The sequence below is a fragment of the Citrobacter sp. MNAZ 1397 genome, from assembly GCF_023613995.1.
In the GTDB taxonomy this organism is placed as follows: Bacteria; Pseudomonadota; Gammaproteobacteria; order Enterobacterales; family Enterobacteriaceae; genus Phytobacter; species Phytobacter ursingii.
Genome location: NZ_JAKIVH010000001.1, coordinates 2331983 through 2348932, shown reverse-complemented (window position 1 = coordinate 2348932; position 16950 = coordinate 2331983). Strand labels below are relative to the sequence as shown.

14 protein-coding genes are annotated in these 16950 nt (G+C 52.5%); 6 read left to right on the top strand and 8 right to left on the bottom strand.

All coding sequences use genetic code 11. The features are described from left to right. Positions 1 to 7 precede the first annotated feature (7 nt). Together ltaE and poxB are read right to left on the bottom strand one after the other, a co-directional pair. Positions 8 to 1009, bottom strand: coding sequence for a low-specificity L-threonine aldolase (gene ltaE / locus L2097_RS10995; protein ID WP_085005998.1), 1002 nt, complete (start codon positions 1007 to 1009; stop codon positions 8 to 10). A 38-nt stretch (positions 1010 to 1047) separates the two neighbouring features. Then, positions 1048 to 2766, bottom strand: coding sequence for a ubiquinone-dependent pyruvate dehydrogenase (poxB, locus tag L2097_RS10990; RefSeq protein ID WP_250352830.1), 1719 nt, complete (start codon positions 2764 to 2766; stop codon positions 1048 to 1050). A 151-nt stretch (positions 2767 to 2917) separates the two neighbouring features. Here poxB and L2097_RS10985 point away from each other — a divergent pair, with 151 nt between their 5' ends. Beyond that, a complete protein-coding gene (locus tag L2097_RS10985) occupies positions 2918 to 3349 on the top strand; it encodes a DoxX family protein (protein WP_085005999.1) in 432 nt (143 codons plus the stop codon). 58 nt (positions 3350 to 3407) lie between these two features. Here the strand turns inward: L2097_RS10985 and hcr are convergent, their stop codons facing one another. The 3 genes from hcr to aqpZ all read right to left on the bottom strand — a co-directional run bounded on the left by hcr (position 3408) and on the right by aqpZ (position 7071). After that, a complete protein-coding gene (hcr, locus tag L2097_RS10980) occupies positions 3408 to 4376 on the bottom strand; it encodes an NADH oxidoreductase (RefSeq protein WP_250352829.1) in 969 nt (322 codons plus the stop codon). 10 nt (positions 4377 to 4386) lie between these two features. Continuing rightward, positions 4387 to 6039 carry a hydroxylamine reductase gene (gene hcp, locus L2097_RS10975; protein ID WP_250352828.1) on the bottom strand — a complete coding sequence of 551 codons (1653 nt, stop codon included), beginning with the start codon at positions 6037 to 6039 and terminating at the stop codon, positions 4387 to 4389. Positions 6040 to 6375: 336 nt separating this feature from the next. Beyond that, positions 6376 to 7071: an aquaporin Z gene (gene aqpZ, locus L2097_RS10970; RefSeq protein WP_142519107.1), complete on the bottom strand. Its 696-nt coding sequence runs from the start codon at positions 7069 to 7071 to the stop codon at positions 6376 to 6378. Between the two features lie 347 nt (positions 7072 to 7418). On the opposite strand from aqpZ, the gene L2097_RS10965 reads away from it, so the two are divergent. After that, positions 7419 to 9077, top strand: a complete 1659-nt coding sequence (locus tag L2097_RS10965) for an ATP-dependent endonuclease (protein ID WP_047371074.1) — start codon at positions 7419 to 7421, stop codon at positions 9075 to 9077. On the opposite strand, the gene L2097_RS10960 is transcribed toward L2097_RS10965, so the two are convergent. After that, entirely contained in the window at positions 9074 to 10027 is a 954-nt protein-coding gene (locus tag L2097_RS10960; protein ID WP_047371073.1) for a VirK/YbjX family protein, read from the bottom strand. The genes L2097_RS10965 and L2097_RS10960 overlap by 4 nt on opposite strands. Before the next feature lie 162 nt (positions 10028 to 10189). Here L2097_RS10960 and macA point away from each other — a divergent pair, with 162 nt between their 5' ends. Next, complete coding sequence (gene macA / locus L2097_RS10955; protein WP_047371072.1) at positions 10190 to 11305, top strand: macrolide transporter subunit MacA; 1116 nt, start codon at positions 10190 to 10192, stop codon at positions 11303 to 11305. Continuing rightward, entirely contained in the window at positions 11302 to 13245 is a 1944-nt protein-coding gene (gene macB, locus L2097_RS10950; protein WP_250352827.1) for a macrolide ABC transporter ATP-binding protein/permease MacB, read from the top strand. Before macA ends, macB begins: the two co-directional genes overlap by 4 nt. Before the next feature lie 65 nt (positions 13246 to 13310). Here macB and cspD read toward each other — a convergent pair whose 3' ends face one another. After that, on the bottom strand, positions 13311 to 13532 hold the full coding sequence (gene cspD, locus L2097_RS10945) for a cold shock-like protein CspD (RefSeq protein ID WP_039078525.1): 222 nt from the start codon (positions 13530 to 13532) through the stop codon (positions 13311 to 13313). 327 nt (positions 13533 to 13859) lie between these two features. Between cspD and clpS the strand changes: the two genes are divergently transcribed. After that, the gene (gene clpS, locus L2097_RS10940) at positions 13860 to 14180 is read left to right on the top strand and encodes an ATP-dependent Clp protease adapter ClpS (RefSeq protein ID WP_039078526.1); all 321 of its coding nucleotides are present in this window, start codon (positions 13860 to 13862) and stop codon (positions 14178 to 14180) included. Positions 14181 to 14210: 30 nt separating this feature from the next. Next, positions 14211 to 16490 carry an ATP-dependent Clp protease ATP-binding subunit ClpA gene (gene clpA / locus L2097_RS10935; RefSeq protein WP_085006005.1) on the top strand — a complete coding sequence of 760 codons (2280 nt, stop codon included), beginning with the start codon at positions 14211 to 14213 and terminating at the stop codon, positions 16488 to 16490. Between the two features lie 170 nt (positions 16491 to 16660). Here clpA and infA read toward each other — a convergent pair whose 3' ends face one another. Continuing rightward, entirely contained in the window at positions 16661 to 16879 is a 219-nt protein-coding gene (gene infA / locus L2097_RS10930; protein WP_001040187.1) for a translation initiation factor IF-1, read from the bottom strand. Positions 16880 to 16950: the final 71 nt, after the last annotated feature.

Here is a 16950-nt window from a genome sequence, read left to right as displayed (position 1 = left end):
CGACTCCTTAACGCTGCAAAAATGCCTGCCAGTGCGAAACGACATTGGCAAGCTGCTCGCGGCTGACGTCCAGATGGGTCACCAGGCGTACAATCGGTGAAGCGTTAATCAGTACATCGCGTTCATGCATAAAGGCACCGAGCGCCGCCGCGTTTTCTTCCCCTACGCGGACAAACAGCATATTGGTGTCATTGCGCATCACGTCGGCGCCAATTTCACGCAACTGCGTCGCCAGCCAGGCTGCGTTGTCGTGATCTTCTTTCAGTCGCTGGACATTATGCTCAAGCGCGTAGAGACCGGCTGCCGCCAGTATCCCGGCCTGACGCATGCCACCGCCGGTCATTTTACGCCAGCGAATGGCGCGCCTGATGTAGTCCTTACTTCCCACCAGCAGTGACCCGACAGGCGTGCCAAGACCTTTGGAGAGGCAAATGGTGAACGAGTCGCAGTATTGAGTGATGTCGCGCAGCGCGCAGCCATATTCCACTACGGCATTGAAAATGCGTGCGCCATCAACGTGCAACGCAAGGTTATGCTGACGGGTGAATTCCCACGCCTGGCGCAGGTAGTCTCGCGGCAGGACTTTCCCGTTGTGGGTGTTTTCCAGGCTTAGCAGCCGGGTGCGGGCAAAGTGGATATCGTCCGGTTTGATCTTCATGGCCACTTTATCGAGCGGCAGGCTGCCGTCAGGCGCAGCGTCGATCGGCTGTGGCTGGATACTGCCCAGTACTGCGGCGCCACCGGCTTCGTAGAGGTAATTGTGCGCGGCCTGACCGACAATGTACTCTTCCCCTCGCTCGCAATGGCTGAGCAACGCCACCAGGTTTGCCTGGGTACCCGTAGGCAAAAACAACGCCGCTTCCTTGCCACCCAGTTCCGCCGCGTAACGCTGCAGTTCATTGACGGTCGGGTCATCCCCGTAAACATCGTCCCCGACCGGCGCTGTCAGCATCTGTTCCAGCATGGCGCGCCCCGGACGGGTAACGGTATCACTGCGTAAATCGATCACGATAATTTCCTTATTTACTGGCGGTAGTGCCTCCTGTTTTACCTGAGCCAGTTCGTTTTCGCCAGTTCCATCACCTCATCGCCGCGTCCGTTGATAATGGCGCGTAACATATAAAGGCTAAAGCCTTTGGCCTGTTCCAGTTTGATTTGCGGCGGGATAGCCAGCTCTTCTTTCGCTACCACCACATCCACCAGCACCGGGCCATCAATCGAAAATGCCCGCTGGAGCGCTTCATCCACATCGGCGGATTTTTCCACCCGGATACCGGTTATCCCGCATGCTTCGGCAATACGGGCGAAATTGGTATCGTGCAACTCTGTGCCATCGGTGAGATAGCCACCGGCTTTCATCTCCATCGCCACAAAACCGAGCACACTATTGTTAAAAACGATGATTTTGACAGGCAGCTTCATCTGCACCACGGAGAGAAAATCCCCCATCAGCATGCTAAAACCGCCATCGCCGCACATCGCCACCACCTGGCGTTGCGGATGCGTCGCTTTCGCCCCCAGCGCCTGCGGCATCGCATTGGCCATCGACCCGTGGTTGAACGACCCCAGCAGACGGCGCTTACCGTTCATTTTCAGATAACGTGCAGCCCAGACGGTAGGCGTGCCTACATCGCAGGTGAAGATGGCGTCGTCGCTGGCGAAGTGGCTAATCTGTTGCGCCAGATATTGCGGATGGATGGCTTTTTCACTGGGTTTTGCCAGATCGTCCAGGCCTTTGCGTGCATCACGGTAATGCTCCAGCGCTTTGTCCAGAAAGCGACGATCGGTTTTTTCTTCCAGCAGCGGAAGCAGGGCGGTGAGGGTGGCATTGATATCGCCCACCAGCGCCATATCTACTTTACTGTGTGCGCCAATGCTGCCCGGATTGATATCAATCTGAATAATTTTGGCATCCGTGGGATAAAAAGCGCGATAGGGGAACTGGGTACCGAGCAGGATTAACGTATCGGCATTCATCATGGTATGGAAGCCCGATGAGAAGCCAATTAACCCGGTCATACCGACATCGTACGGGTTGTCATACTCCACATGCTCTTTACCGCGCATGGCATGCACAACAGGGGCTTTCAGTTTGCCGGCAAATTCAATCAGCGCACGGTGCGCGCCCGCGCAACCGCTGCCGCACATCAGGGCAATATTGCTGGAATAACGCAGCAGCTGCGCCAGTTTTTTTAATTCTTCCTCCGTGGGCACCACGACTGGCTGCGGAGCCGGATACCAGTGGCTGCTGGCGGTCTCCGGCGCCGGTTTCAACGCCACATCGCCGGGTAAGACGACGACGGAAACGCCACGATTAAGCACGGCTTTGCGCATGGCGATGGCCAGCACCTGCGGGATCTGTTCGGGTGTGGAGACAAGCTCACAATAGTGGCTGCATTCACGGAACAACTCGTGCGGGTGGGTCTCCTGAAAATAACCGCTGCCGATTTCGCTGGAGGGAATATGGGCGGCAATCGCCAGCACCGGCACGTGGTTGCGATGACAGTCGAACAGCCCGTTAATCAGATGCAGGTTGCCAGGCCCACAGGAACCCGCACAGACCGCCAGCTCTCCGGTGAGTTGTGCTTCCGCGCCTGCCGCAAAGGCGGCGACCTCTTCATGACGTGTCGACATCCAGTCAATGGTGCCCATGCGGTTAAGGCTGTCACTCAATCCGTTTAACGAATCTCCGGTTACCCCCCAAATGCGTTTCACGCCTGCCTGTTCAAGTGTACTGGCGATATATGCGGCCACAGTCTGTTTCATCGTTACGCCTCCATGTTGTTGTTCCGTCTACAAGCGTAGTCGATGAAATGTCATTAATTGTGCGTAAATTGCCCCTAATTAGTTAGGGCTTTATTTATTTTCATATTAGGAATAATCTGCTTTTGTCGAATAAAAATAGGAATCATTTCAAATGGTTAAATCATTGTTAAATTCTGTTAATAAGATGTTGGCACATGAAGATTTTGGGCGTCTGCTGCTGCGTTTGACGGTGGGTGGATTAATGTTGTTCCACGGCCTTCATAAACTCATTGGCGGCATTGATGGCATTGCGGGGATGCTGGTGGCGAAAGGTTTACCGGGTTTTATCGCGTATGGCGTGCTGATCGGGGAAGTGGTTTGCCCGGCCCTGATTATTCTCGGCATTCTGCTGCGACCAGCGGCCCTGGTACTGGCCTTTACGATGGTGGTTGCATGGCTGATGGTCGACGTAAGCGCCACCTTTGAATTGGAAAAAACCGGCGCATGGGCGATTGAAAGCCTGGTCTATTTCTTTGTTGCGGCGCTGGCACTGGCCTTCCTGGGCGCGGGGCGTTACTCCGTTGCGCCAGCTGAGTGGCGTTGAGGCATAAAAAAAGCCCTTCCTGAAAAGGAAGGGCTTTCGCTTATCAGGATTCTGGCGTTTATGCCAGAACCAGATCGCTTTCCGGGTGGCAGGAGCAGGCCAGAACATACCCCTCAGCAATTTCCTGTGGTGTCAGTGTCATGGTGCTGGTGACGCTGTACTTACCGGATATCACCTTCGTTTTACACGAACCGCAGACACCTGCGCGACAGGCGGCATTGACCGGCACCTTGTTACTTTCGAATGCTTCCAGCAATGTGGTGCCAACCGGGCCGTAAAACGCTTTCGCGGGTTGCAGTTTCGTAAATTTCAGCCCGCTGGTTGCCGCTTCGGCCACGGGGGTGAAGAACTTCTCGTTAAAGAACTGCGTTACGCCCAGCGCCTTAACATCCTTCTCTACCTGGTCCATATACGGCGCAGGCCCGCAGGTCATGACAGTACGCGCGGCAAGGTCCGGGACGCTGCGCAGGATCTCTTGTGTCAGACGACCAGCAAGGTAGCCTGCGGTTGCGTTGTTTTCCGCCACCAGCGTTACCGGGTAGTTTTGCCACTCACCGGCAAAAATCACATCCTGCGGTGAGCGCACGCTAAAAATAACCTGCACATCAGCCTGCGGGCGGTATTTTGCCAGCCAGCGGCGCATCGACATGATCGGTGTTACCCCGCAGCCCGCCGCCAGCAAGAGCAATTTATCGCTGGCCTTGTTGTCGCAGGTAAATTCCCCTTGCGCATCAGACAGCCAGAGATAATCGCCGCGTTTGACGTCTCGCGTCAGCCACTCTGAGCCCAGACCGCCATCGAGACGACGGATAGTCAACGTGATGTACTCACTCACTCCCGGCGTGGAGGAGAGGGTATACGCACGCATCTGCTCAGCGCTGTTGCGAATACTCACCAGCGCATACTGGCCGGCACGGTACGGGTAATAATCATGGCATAACAGCGACAGCGTCCAGACATCCGGTGTTTCTTGTTGGATATGGTGAACCTGCATACGCCACGGACACTGCGGGGTTGGCATCGTCATTCTCTGCTCCTTATGCGCCCAGTAACTGCTGCATATCCTGCTCTACGGTCGTGATGGAACGCAAACCGAATTTCTCATTCAGTACCGCCAGCAGATCCGGTGTCAGGAAGCCAGGTGCGGTTGGCCCAGTCACGATATTAGTCACGCCCAAAGACAGCAGCGTCAGCAGAATGACGATCGCTTTTTGCTCAAACCAGGAGAGCACCAGCGACAGCGGCAGGTCGTTCACGCCGCAGCCCAGTTTCTCTGCCAGCGTGACGGCAAGAATAATGGCCGAGTAGGCGTCGTTACATTGACCGGCATCAATCAGGCGCGGCAGACCTTCGATAGTGCCGAAGTCCAGCTTGTTAAAGCGGTATTTTCCGCAGGCCAGGGTCAGGATCAAACAGTCATCCGGTACGCTGGTGGCGAAATCGGTGAAATAGTTACGTTCACCGCGTGCGCCATCGCAGCCGCCCAGCAGGAAGACGTGACGCAGTTTTTCGCGGCTTACCAGATCAATCAAGGTATCCACTGCACCCAGCAGTGTCTGACGGCCAAAACCAACGGTGATCAAATGTTCGATTTCACTGTACGGGAAGCCCGCCAGTTGTTTTGCCTGATCGATAACCGGAGTGAAGTCATCGCCTTCCAGATGGTTCACGCCCGGCCAGCCGACGATGCTGCGGGTCCAGATGCGGTCATCATAGGCACCGACGGTCGGGTCAATGATGCAGTTAGAGGTCATCACGATGGGGCCTGGGAAACGGGCAAATTCAACCTGCTGGTTCTGCCAGCCGCTACCGTAGTTACCGACCAGATGTTTATATTTGCGCAGTTCCGGATAGCCATGGGCTGGCAACATTTCGCCGTGGGTATAGACGTTAACACCCGTGCCTTCGGTCTGTTGCAACAGGTTATGCAGGTCTTTCAGGTCATGTCCGGAAATCAGGATGCATTTACCGGCAACAGCCTTCACGTTGACCTGAGTCGGGGTCGGGTGACCATAGGCGGTCGTTTCGCCCGCATCCAGAATGCTCATCACTTTAAAGTTCATCTGACCGATTTCCATCGAGCAGTTGAGCAGGACATTCATGTCAGCAGGCCAGGTGCCCAGCCACGCCATAATCTTATGGTACTGCGCGTAAATCTCGTTGTCGTACTGGCCGAGAACATGCGCGTGCTCCATATAGGCTGCGGCCCCTTTCAGACCGTACAGGCATAGCAGGCGCAGGCCGAGAATATTTTCGCCAATCACCGCTTTATCAATATTGGGTGTGAACGCAGCCGCCTGGCGCTGCAGGTCGCCCAGGTCATCGCTGACCAGTTGCAGATCTGCCATCGGGTTATCGACAGCGGCTGCCGGGTCTTTGCTCAGGCACTGTGTTTTTAACGCGTCACGATAAGCAATCGCTTCACGCGCATAGCCGACGATACGGACAGAATCGAAGTTGACGTTGGTCAGCGTGGAGAAGAATGCGCGCGGGGCAAAGTTATCGATTTCGTGATCGATAATGCCATATTCACGCGCTTTGCTGGCCCAGGCAGACAGCCCTTGCAGCGCGGCGATCAGAAGATCCTGGAGGTCCGATGTTTCGGCCGTTTTGCCGCACATACCCTGCGCATACGCGCAGCCGTCACCAGCCGGGGTACGGATGGTCTGTTCACATTGCACACAAAACATAGTCACACCCTATAAATTAAAGTTATATTTGAAATGCATGTTTAAGATTATGCCGCTCCCGAAAGGCTTAAAAGATGTTTTTTATGCAATGTGCAGGGAGATTGATTTAGCGCAATTTTCGTGTCGCCGATCTACCGCTTAGGGAGTAAATGTTAAAAGAGAAGGCGCACTGAATAATAAAGATAATGATTAGCGATACCGCAGATTGCGAAGATACCGGCATTTTTCTTGTGCGAAAAACGCCGGTTGCCGCTTCAATACAGAAGCGAGGGCTGAGATCAGGCAAAGTAAAACGTATACATAAATTAAGCCAATAATTTATTAGCTTAATTTGAATTAATCTCGTTTTTCCAGCAGCGTGCGATACAACATACCGCCAAGGATGCCGCCAATAATGGGCATTGCCCAAAATAGCCATAATTGATTCAACGCCCAGCCACCCTGAAAAAGTGCCACGGCGGTGCTACGAGCTGGATTAACAGAGGTATTTGTTACAGGGATACTGATTAAATGTATCAGCGTTAAAGCAAGACCGATGGCGACAGGAGCAAAGCCAGCAGGTGCATATTTATCCGTTGCACCAAGAATAACTAACAGGAATCCACAGGTGAGTACAATTTCAATAATGATGGCGGAGGTCATAGAATATTGACCGGGCGAATGTTCGCCGTAGCCATTTGATGCAAAGCCGCTGGCGGCAGCATCAAAGCCCGCTTTACCACTTGCAATCAGGTATAGCACGCCGGCAGCAATTATCCCGCCAACCAGTTGAGCAATGATATAACCGATAATCTCTTTTGCCGGGAAACGACCGCCAGCCCATAATCCCAGAGTTACGGCAGGATTAAAATGCCCACCAGAAATATGCCCGACAGCGTAAGCCATCGTTAATACGGTTAAACCAAATGCCAGCGCTACGCCGACAAAACCAATTCCCAGCTCAGGAAATGCAGCGGCTAATACCGCACTCCCGCAACCACCAAATACCAGCCAGAATGTACCGAAACATTCTGCCGCTAATTTTCTAAACATAATATCCTCAATAAATTTTTACGTCCTGTGAAGACAGCCATAAACATTTCGCTGGCTGTTGCGTCACAATTTTAGAAATAATGGCGAGTGAGAACCAGCCAAATAAATGGCTTTAATTTGATTTAGGGCAAGGTGATGATAATAGCGTTACGCTGCACGAAAAAACGCAGTGAATAATAATTTCGAATGAAAGGCCCAATTCGGTAAGAAATAAATCAGAAGCGCGTCGATAAGCTGAATCATGTTCATGGATGCTTAATCTATGATAAATACCGTGTTTTGCCCCGTATCATACCGCTATACTTGAGCTAACTTAATGGAAAAAAGAGATATTTCCTGGAGGGGCTATGATTCTGGAGCGCGTAGAGATTGTCGGGTTTCGCGGTATCAATCGGCTATCGCTGATGCTGGAACAAAACAATGTCCTGATCGGGGAAAATGCCTGGGGTAAATCAAGCCTGCTGGATGCGCTGACGCTGTTGCTCTCGCCGGAGACGGATTTATATCATTTTGTGCGTGAAGATTTTTGGTTTCCACCGGGCGATATCCAGGGGCGTGAACACCATTTGCACATTATCCTGACGTTTCGTGAATCAGAACCGGGACGATACCGTACACGCCGTTATCGACCACTCCTGCCGTGCTGGGTGGCCAGTGATGATGGTTATCAGCGTCTGTTTTATCGTCTGGAAGGAGAGCTGGCGCAAGATGATAGTGTGATGACGTTGCGCAGCTTTCTTGATGCTCAGGGACAGGCGCTGCTACTTGATGATATTGATGATATGGCACGCCATCTTATCCGTCTGATGCCAGTGCTGCGTCTGCGCGATGCGCGCTTTATGCGACGTATCCGCAATGGCTCGCTGCCGGAGACGCTGGAAGTGGAAGCAACGGCGCGTCAGCTGGATTTTCTCTCCCGGGAACTGGTAACCCATCCGCAAAATCTGACGGACGGGCAAATTCGTCATGGATTGTCAGCAATGGTACAACTGCTTGAGCACTATTTTGCTGAACAGGGCAGTGGTCCGTCCCATCAGCGCCTGATGCGCCGTCGTTCTCACGATGAGCAGCGTAGCTGGCGCTACCTCGATATCATTAACCGTATGATTGATAAACCCGGCGGACGTATGTACCGGGTTATCCTGCTGGGCTTTTTTGCGACGTTATTACAGGCTAAAGGGACCGTGCGCCTGGATCGCGATGCGCGACCGCTTTTGTTGGTTGAGGATCCGGAGACGCGACTGCACCCCATTATGCTTTCCGTCGCCTGGCAATTGCTTAACTTACTGCCCTTACAGCAAATTACGACCACCAACTCCGGGGAACTGCTTTCACTCACCCCGGTTGAGCATGTGTGCCGCCTTGTGAGGGAGTCGTCACGGGTTGCCGCATGGCGCCTGGGGCCGGGCGGAATGAACGCGGAGGAGGGACGGCGCATTGCCTTTCATATCCGGTTTAATCGCGCGTCGGCGTTGTTTGCCCGCTGTTGGCTTCTGGTAGAGGGCGAAACAGAGACCTGGGTGATTAACGAACTGGCGCGGCAGTGTGGGCATCATTTCGATGCGGAAGGGATTAAGGTGATCGAGTTCGCCCAGTCCGGGTTAAAACCCTTGATCAAATTCGCCAGACGCATGGGGATAGAATGGCATGTGCTGGTTGACGGTGATGAAGCTGGCAAAAAATATGCGGCTACGGTGCGCAGTCTGCTGAACGAGGAACGTGATCAGGTGCGCGAACACTTAACCGAGCTGCCGGCGCTGGACATGGAGCATTTTATGTTTCGCGAGGGGTTTGACGATGTGTATCGCCGTGTGGCGCAGTTGCCTGAAAATGTGCCGATGAATATGCGCCGCGTCATTATCAAAGCGATTCATCGTTCGTCGAAACCGGATTTAGCGATTGAAGTTGCGATGGAGGCGGGGCGGCGGGGCGTGGAGTCGGTGCCGCTACTCCTGCGTAAGATGTTCTCCCGCGTACTCTGGCTGGCACGCGGGAGAGCTGATTAGCGTTGCAAAATCTGACGCATCTGATTTTGTAATGAATCCAGTAATTCATAGCGGCGGCGGTACTCCGCGCGTTTTTTACTGGCGATCTCTTCCATGGTTTTACGCGCTATAAACATGGGCAGGCGGAAGGTCCCCTCGGCGGTATGCTCTCCGCTGAGCGATTCCCAGAAGCTGTCGTAGTCCGCGTGTAACTTGTCCTGTTTTTTCTTACGGTAGCGCCAGCTTTGATAAATATGCGTGTCATTACCGACGGCAATTATCTGCTCGATATCCAGGTAAGACGCCAGTTCCGTACATGCTTCCAACAGCAGGCGTTTCGGAAATAAGCCATGACAACTCTTGGTTGCGGCCTGGATAGCATCATGGGGAACATTCGCTTTTGCGCCCTGTAAGCCGCCGATAAACAGTGTGCGTTTCCCTTCATATTGACACAACGCGAAGGTCATTCCCGCCAGTTGGGTACGCTGTTCATCGCAGAAAACCAGTGTTGCTTCGCCTTCTTTATCCAGCATCGGGTCCGAATAAAAACGGATGGTGTACAGTTCCCCATTTTTGCCGGTTAATTCGGCAAAAGTGATGCCCTGCGGAGTAAAAAAGCTTGAACGCACAGCGGTGGGTAAGCGCGCACAAAGGGTTGTGTAATGATAATCGAGTGCGGCGAGTGTTTTTTTCTCATCGAAAGTTAATGACAGCCACGGGCGATGTAATCGACATGGCAGGCCAGGCTGTGCATTGAGCATGAGTAATAAATCAGGATGCTGCGCCAGGCTGGAGAGCAGTTTTGCGGTACCAAGCGGTTTGAGTAACGAACGCAGTACAAATTTTTGCCGGTAAGATGGATTTTTCCAGGCAAGGCCTGGCGTTAATTTGCCACTGGCAAGATGAAAAAAAAGTTGCCAGCCTGTTTTAACAGAGAGTACTGGTGAAGTAATTCCAGCGATAGTGGACATGACACAAAACTCGAATTGTTATCGTAGTGCCAATATTTCAACAAAATGTATTTCAACACCGAATAAATGAATTATGTGAAAAAAGAGAAGATTCAGTTTCGTTGAGTAAATGTTTAATGAATACTGGCATCAATAGAGTCAGTTTGGATATCTGGAAAAGTTATGAATTTGAAGGGAAGAAGTCGAAAAATCTGGCTGGTGCTGATAGTACTGTTCGTACTGACGGCAATATGGCTCTTTAAGCAGTTGAATGCACCGGTGCCTCACTATCAAACATTGATCGTTCGCCCGGGCGAGTTGCAGCAGAGCGTACTGGCGACCGGTAAGCTGGATGCGTTACGCAAAGTGGATGTTGGCGCTCAGGTTAGCGGGCAGCTCAAGACGCTGTCGGTCAACATCGGCGACAAAGTTAAAAAAGATCAACTGCTCGGCGTTATCGATCCGGAACAGGCAACAAACCAGATCAAGGAAGTGGAAGCGACCCTGATGGAATTGCATGCGCAACGCCGTCAGGCGCAGGCGGAGCGCAAACTGGCAGCGGTCACGCTCGCGCGCCAGCAACAACTGGCTAAAACGCATCTTATCTCGCGCCAGGATCTGGATACGGCGATTACCGATCTGGCAGTCAAAGAGGCGCAAATTGGCACTATCGATGCCCAGATTCAACGTAATCAGGCGACGCTCGACACAGCGAAAGCCAATTTTGATTACACCCGCATTGTTGCGCCTATGGCGGGCGAGGTGACGGAAATTACCACTTTGCAGGGCCAGACGGTTATCGCCGCTCAGCAGGCCCCGAATATTCTGACGCTGGCTGATATGAGTACCATGCTGGTGAAAGCACAGGTATCCGAGGCCGATGTCATTCACCTCAGGCCGGGACAGAAAGCCTGGTTTACCGTGCTGGGCGACCCGGAAACCCGCTATGAAGGCAAACTGAAGGATATCCTTCCCACGCCGCAAAAAGTGAATGACGCTATTTTTTACTATGCGCGTTTTGAGGTACCTAACCCGCAAGGTATTCTTCGCCTTGAAATGACGGCGCAGGTACATATTCAGTTAACAGGTGTGAAAAATGTCCTCACCGTGCCGCTAGCGGCATTAGGCGATCCGGTGGGTGATAACCGTTATAAAGTGAAAGTGCTGCGTAACGGTGAAGTACGCGACCGTGAAGTGACGTTGGGCGCCCGTAATGATACTGATGCTGAGGTGACAAAAGGGCTGGATGCCGGAGAGGAGGTGGTCATTTCGGAAATCAAACCCGGGGCTAATAAATGACGGCGCTGCTCGAGCTTAAAGATATTCGCCGTAGTTATCCTTCCGGCGACGGGCAGGTGGACGTTCTTAAAGGTATCACCCTTGATATTCACGCCGGTGAGATGGTGGCGATTGTCGGGGCTTCCGGGTCCGGCAAGTCGACATTAATGAATATCCTCGGCTGCCTGGATAAGCCGACCAGCGGCAGCTATCGGGTTGCCGGGATTGATATTTCAACACTCAATGGCGATGCGCTTGCCAGACTGCGGCGCGAACATTTCGGTTTCATCTTTCAGCGTTATCATCTGTTATCACATCTTACTGCTGCGCAGAACGTCGAAGTCCCCGCCGTCTATGCAGGCGTTGAACGTAAGGCGCGGCTGGCGCGGGCAAAGGAGCTGCTGGCGCGACTGGGGCTGGGCGAACGGATGGCGTATCCGCCTTCACAGCTTTCAGGTGGGCAACAGCAGCGCGTCAGTATCGCGCGCGCCCTGATGAACGGCGGGCAGGTTATCCTTGCTGACGAACCGACCGGCGCACTGGATAGCCATTCGGGTGAAGAGGTGATGGCTATCCTGCACCAGCTTCGCGATCGTGGCCACACGGTCATTATCGTCACCCATGATGCGGAAATTGCCGCTCAGGCTGAAAGGGTAATCGAAATCCGCGATGGCGAGATAATCACTAATCCTCCCTCTGCGAAGCATGACAACGCGCCGAAGACGATGCGTACTGGAGCGGAGCCCGGCAACTGGCGACAATTTTCCGGGCGTTTCCAGGAAGCGCTGATGATGGCGTGGCGGGCGATGGCGGCAAACAAGATGCGTACCTTGCTCACCATGCTCGGTATCATTATTGGCATTGCCTCGGTGGTATCGATTGTGGTGGTGGGTGATGCCGCGAAACAACTGGTACTGGCTGATATTCGTGCCATCGGCACCAACACCATTGATATCTATCCCGGTAAAGATTTCGGCGATGACGACCCGCAGTACCAGCAGGCGCTGAAATATGACGATATGGTTGCCATTCAGAAGCAGCCGTGGGTGCGGTCGGCCACACCTTCTGTCTCGCAAAACCTGCGTCTGCGCAGTGGAAATATTGATGTGGCGGCCAGCGCGAACGGCGTCAGCGGTCAGTATTTCAATGTCTACGGCATGACCTTTAGCGAAGGCAATACCTTTAACGGTGAGCAGGAAAAAGGTCGGGCGCAGGTGGTGGTGCTCGACAGCAACACGCGTCGACAGCTGTTTCCGAATAAAGCGCAGGTGACAGGTGAAGTGATTCTGGTGGGAAATATGCCCGCCACGGTGATCGGTGTAGCCGAAGAGAAGCAGTCCATGTTTGGCAGCAGTAAAATTTTGCGTGTCTGGTTACCTTATTCAACCCTCTCAGCACGCGTTCTGGGACAGTCCTGGCTGAACTCCATTACCGTGCGTGTCAATGAAGGTTACAGCAGTGAGCAGGCGGAGCAGCAGCTTACGCGGTTACTGTCGTTACGCCATGGAAAAAAAGATTTCTTTACCTGGAATATGGACGGTGTATTGAAAACGGCAGAAAAGACCACACGTACTCTTCAGCTGTTTTTAACGTTGGTTGCGGTCATCTCTCTTCTGGTTGGCGGTATTGGTGTAATGAATATTATGCTGGTATCAGTAACGGAACGTACCCGTGAGATTGGTATCCGTATGGCGGTGGGCGCAAGGGCGAGCGATGTGCTGGCGCAGTTTTTGATTGAAGCTGTGCTGGTGTGCCTGGTAGGGGGCGCGTTAGGTGTGGCGCTTTCTATGGCTATCGCCTTCACGCTGCAACTGTTCCTGCCGGGTTGGGAGATAGGTTTTTCGCCCGTCGCGTTGTTGACGGCGTTTATCTGTTCAACCTTTACGGGCGTGCTGTTTGGCTGGTTGCCAGCCCGCAATGCGGCGCGACTGGACCCGGTGGATGCGCTGGCGCGAGAGTAAATAAAAATGCCAGTCGACTGGACTGGCATTTTAACTGCGGCATGTACACAATGAAGAAAGCGCCGTCAGGCGACGGCTTCTGCTTCTACAGGCACGATGAGACTGGCATGATTGCCTTTAGGGCCCTGATGTACATCAAACCGGACAGTTTGCCCGGCTTTTAACGTTCTGTAACCATCCATCTGAATGGTGGAGTAATGTGCGAAGATATCTTCGCCGCCGCCTTCGGGGCAGATGAAACCAAACCCTTTGGCATTATTGAACCACTTGACAGTACCCGTTTCCATGCTTCGACATCCTTCGTAAATCTTATTTAAGTAAGATGGAATGAACCGGTGGCAGAGTGTGGGTTTGTTCAAAACCTCGCCAACTCTCGCCTGTACAATTTAGAGAAATCAGGCATCGCGTCAAGCGTTTGGCAGGGGTTCTGCGGGGTGCATCAATCAAAAATTTGAAGCAGTTAACGCTATTGGAGGGGTTTGTGACAGCCGTCGCGGATGACAACGATAGATGATAGTTATCTAACACCTGATGTAGATTAAAAATACATCTAGACTCATGTAATCGGCCGATTGATTTGGGTCGGAACCTGTAACCTAAGATGAAAACTGACGATGGGCAAGACCAATAACTGGCTGGATTTTGACCACCTGGCGGATGAAAAACTGCGTGACGCGCTAAAGCCGCCATCCATGTATAAAGTTATGTTAATGAACGATGATTACACGCCAATGGAATTTGTTATTGACGTGCTACAAAAGTTCTTTTCTTATGATGTAGAACGTGCAACGCAACTGATGCTTACTGTGCACTATCGTGGAAAGGCAATTTGTGGTGTTTTCACTGCAGAAGTCGCGGAAACGAAGGTGTCGATGGTAAATAAATATGCCAGGGAAAACGAACATCCGTTGTTGTGTACGCTGGAAAGAGCCTGAATGCAGGCATAAAACTTGGGGGAGGTGCCAATGCTCAATCAAGAACTGGAACTCAGTTTAAACATGGCTTTCGCCAGAGCGCGTGAGCACCGACATGAGTTTATGACCGTCGAACACCTGTTACTGGCCTTGCTCAGTAACCCCTCGGCCCGCGAAGCGCTGGAAGCGTGTTCTGTGGACCTGGTGGCGTTGCGACAGGAACTCGAAGCCTTCATCGAACAAACCACACCCGTCCTGCCGATGAGTGAAGAGGAGCGCGATACCCAACCGACGCTCAGCTTCCAGCGTGTCTTACAGCGCGCGGTGTTTCATGTTCAGTCCTCCGGCCGTAGCGAAGTCTCCGGGGCGAACGTGCTGGTTGCCATTTTCAGCGAGCAGGAGTCGCAAGCGGCTTATCTGCTTCGCAAACATGAAGTGAGCCGCCTTGACGTGGTTAACTTCATCTCTCACGGCACACGCAAAGACGAGCCGGGACAATCCTCTTCTGATTCAAGCAGTCAGGCGAATAATGAAGAGCAAGCAGGCGGGGAGGAACGTATGGAAAACTTCACCACCAATCTCAATCAGCTTGCTCGCGTCGGCGGAATTGATCCGTTGATTGGGCGTGACAAAGAGCTTGAGCGTACTGTCCAGGTTCTTTGTCGTCGTCGTAAAAATAACCCGCTGTTGGTGGGGGAATCCGGTGTCGGTAAGACGGCCATTGCTGAAGGTCTGGCATGGCGTATTGTGCAGGGTGATGTGCCTGAAATTATGGCTGACTGCACTGTCTATTCGCTGGATATCGGTTCTCTGCTGGCTGGGACAAAATACCGCGGTGACTTTGAAAAACGTTTCAAAGCGCTGTTGAAGCAGCTTGAGCAGGACAGCAACAGCATTCTGTTTATCGACGAAATCCACACCATCATCGGTGCGGGTGCCGCGTCAGGTGGACAGGTGGATGCCGCTAACCTGATCAAACCGTTGCTTTCCAGCGGTAAGATTCGCGTGATGGGGTCGACGACGTATCAGGAATTCAGCAACATTTTTGAGAAAGACCGCGCGCTGGCGCGTCGTTTCCAGAAAATTGATATTACTGAACCTTCTGTCGAAGAGACCGTGCAGATTATCAATGGGCTGAAACCGAAATACGAAGCACACCATGATGTGCGTTATACCGCGAAAGCGGTGCGTGCGGCGGTGGAGCTGGCGGTGAAATACATTAACGATCGTCATCTGCCGGATAAAGCGATTGATGTCATTGACGAAGCAGGCGCGCGTGCACGACTGATGCCCGTCAGCAAGCGTAAAAAAACCATCAACGTGGCGGATATTGAATCGGTTGTAGCCCGTATCGCGCGTATTCCTGAGAAAAGCGTGTCGCAAAGCGATCGCGATACGCTGAAAAATCTCGGCGATCGCCTGAAAATGCTGGTCTTTGGACAGGATAAAGCCATTGAGGCATTAACCGAAGCCATTAAGATGAGCCGTGCGGGGCTGGGCCATGAGCATAAGCCGGTCGGTTCTTTCCTGTTCGCCGGTCCTACCGGGGTCGGGAAAACCGAAGTGACGGTCCAGCTTTCTAAAGCCCTGGGCATCGAACTGCTGCGTTTTGATATGTCCGAATATATGGAACGTCATACGGTCAGCCGTTTGATTGGTGCACCTCCGGGATATGTCGGCTTTGATCAGGGCGGCTTACTGACGGATGCGGTCATTAAACATCCTCATGCGGTGCTGCTGCTTGATGAAATCGAGAAAGCACATCCGGATGTCTTTAACCTGCTGTTGCAGGTCATGGATAACGGTACGCTGACCGATAACAACGGGCGCAAGGCGGATTTCCGCAATGTGGTGCTGGTGATGACCACCAACGCCGGCGTACGTGAAACTGAGCGTAAATCCATCGGTCTTATCCACCAGGATAACAGCACCGATGCGATGGAAGAGATCAAAAAGATCTTTACGCCGGAATTTCGTAACCGTCTGGACAACATTATCTGGTTCGATCACTTGTCGACTGAGGTTATTCATCAGGTGGTCGACAAATTTATCGTCGAGCTCCAGGTGCAGTTGGATCAGAAAGGCGTGTCGCTGGAAGTTAGCCAGGATGCCCGCAACTGGCTGGCAGAAAAAGGCTATGACCGCGCGATGGGGGCTCGTCCAATGGGACGCGTTATCCAGGATAACCTGAAAAAACCGCTCGCTAATGAATTGCTGTTTGGTTTATTGGTTGATGGTGGCCAGGTGACGGTAACGCTGGACAAAGAGAAAGATGAGCTGAAATATGACTTCCAGAGCGCGCAGAAGCATAAACCGGAAGCAGCACATTAATCTTACCGCCTGAAATAAAAAACCGGACTGATGTCCGGTTTTTTTATGCGCAACATACTGACGTTGATGTTGGCTACATCCCAATAAAGTGGGGCGCATCGTATTCAGAAACGAAAAAAGCCGGACTGCGCGTCCGGCTCTCAAATTCTTGCACGTGCGTGCGTCAACAATTAACGGCTACGGAAGACAATGCGGCCTTTGCTCAGGTCGTACGGGGTCAGCTCAACTGTCACTTTGTCGCCCGTCAGAATGCGGATGTAGTTTTTACGCATTTTACCGGAGATATGCGCAGTGACCACGTGACCGTTTTCCAGTTCTACGCGGAACATAGTATTAGGCAACGTTTCCAGAACGGTGCCCTGCATTTCAATATTGTCTTCTTTGGCCATCTAATCCTCGGGGGTATCACTACCATATTTTTTTGAACCGGCAAGATAATGCCGAAGTTCGTCTGTTAAGT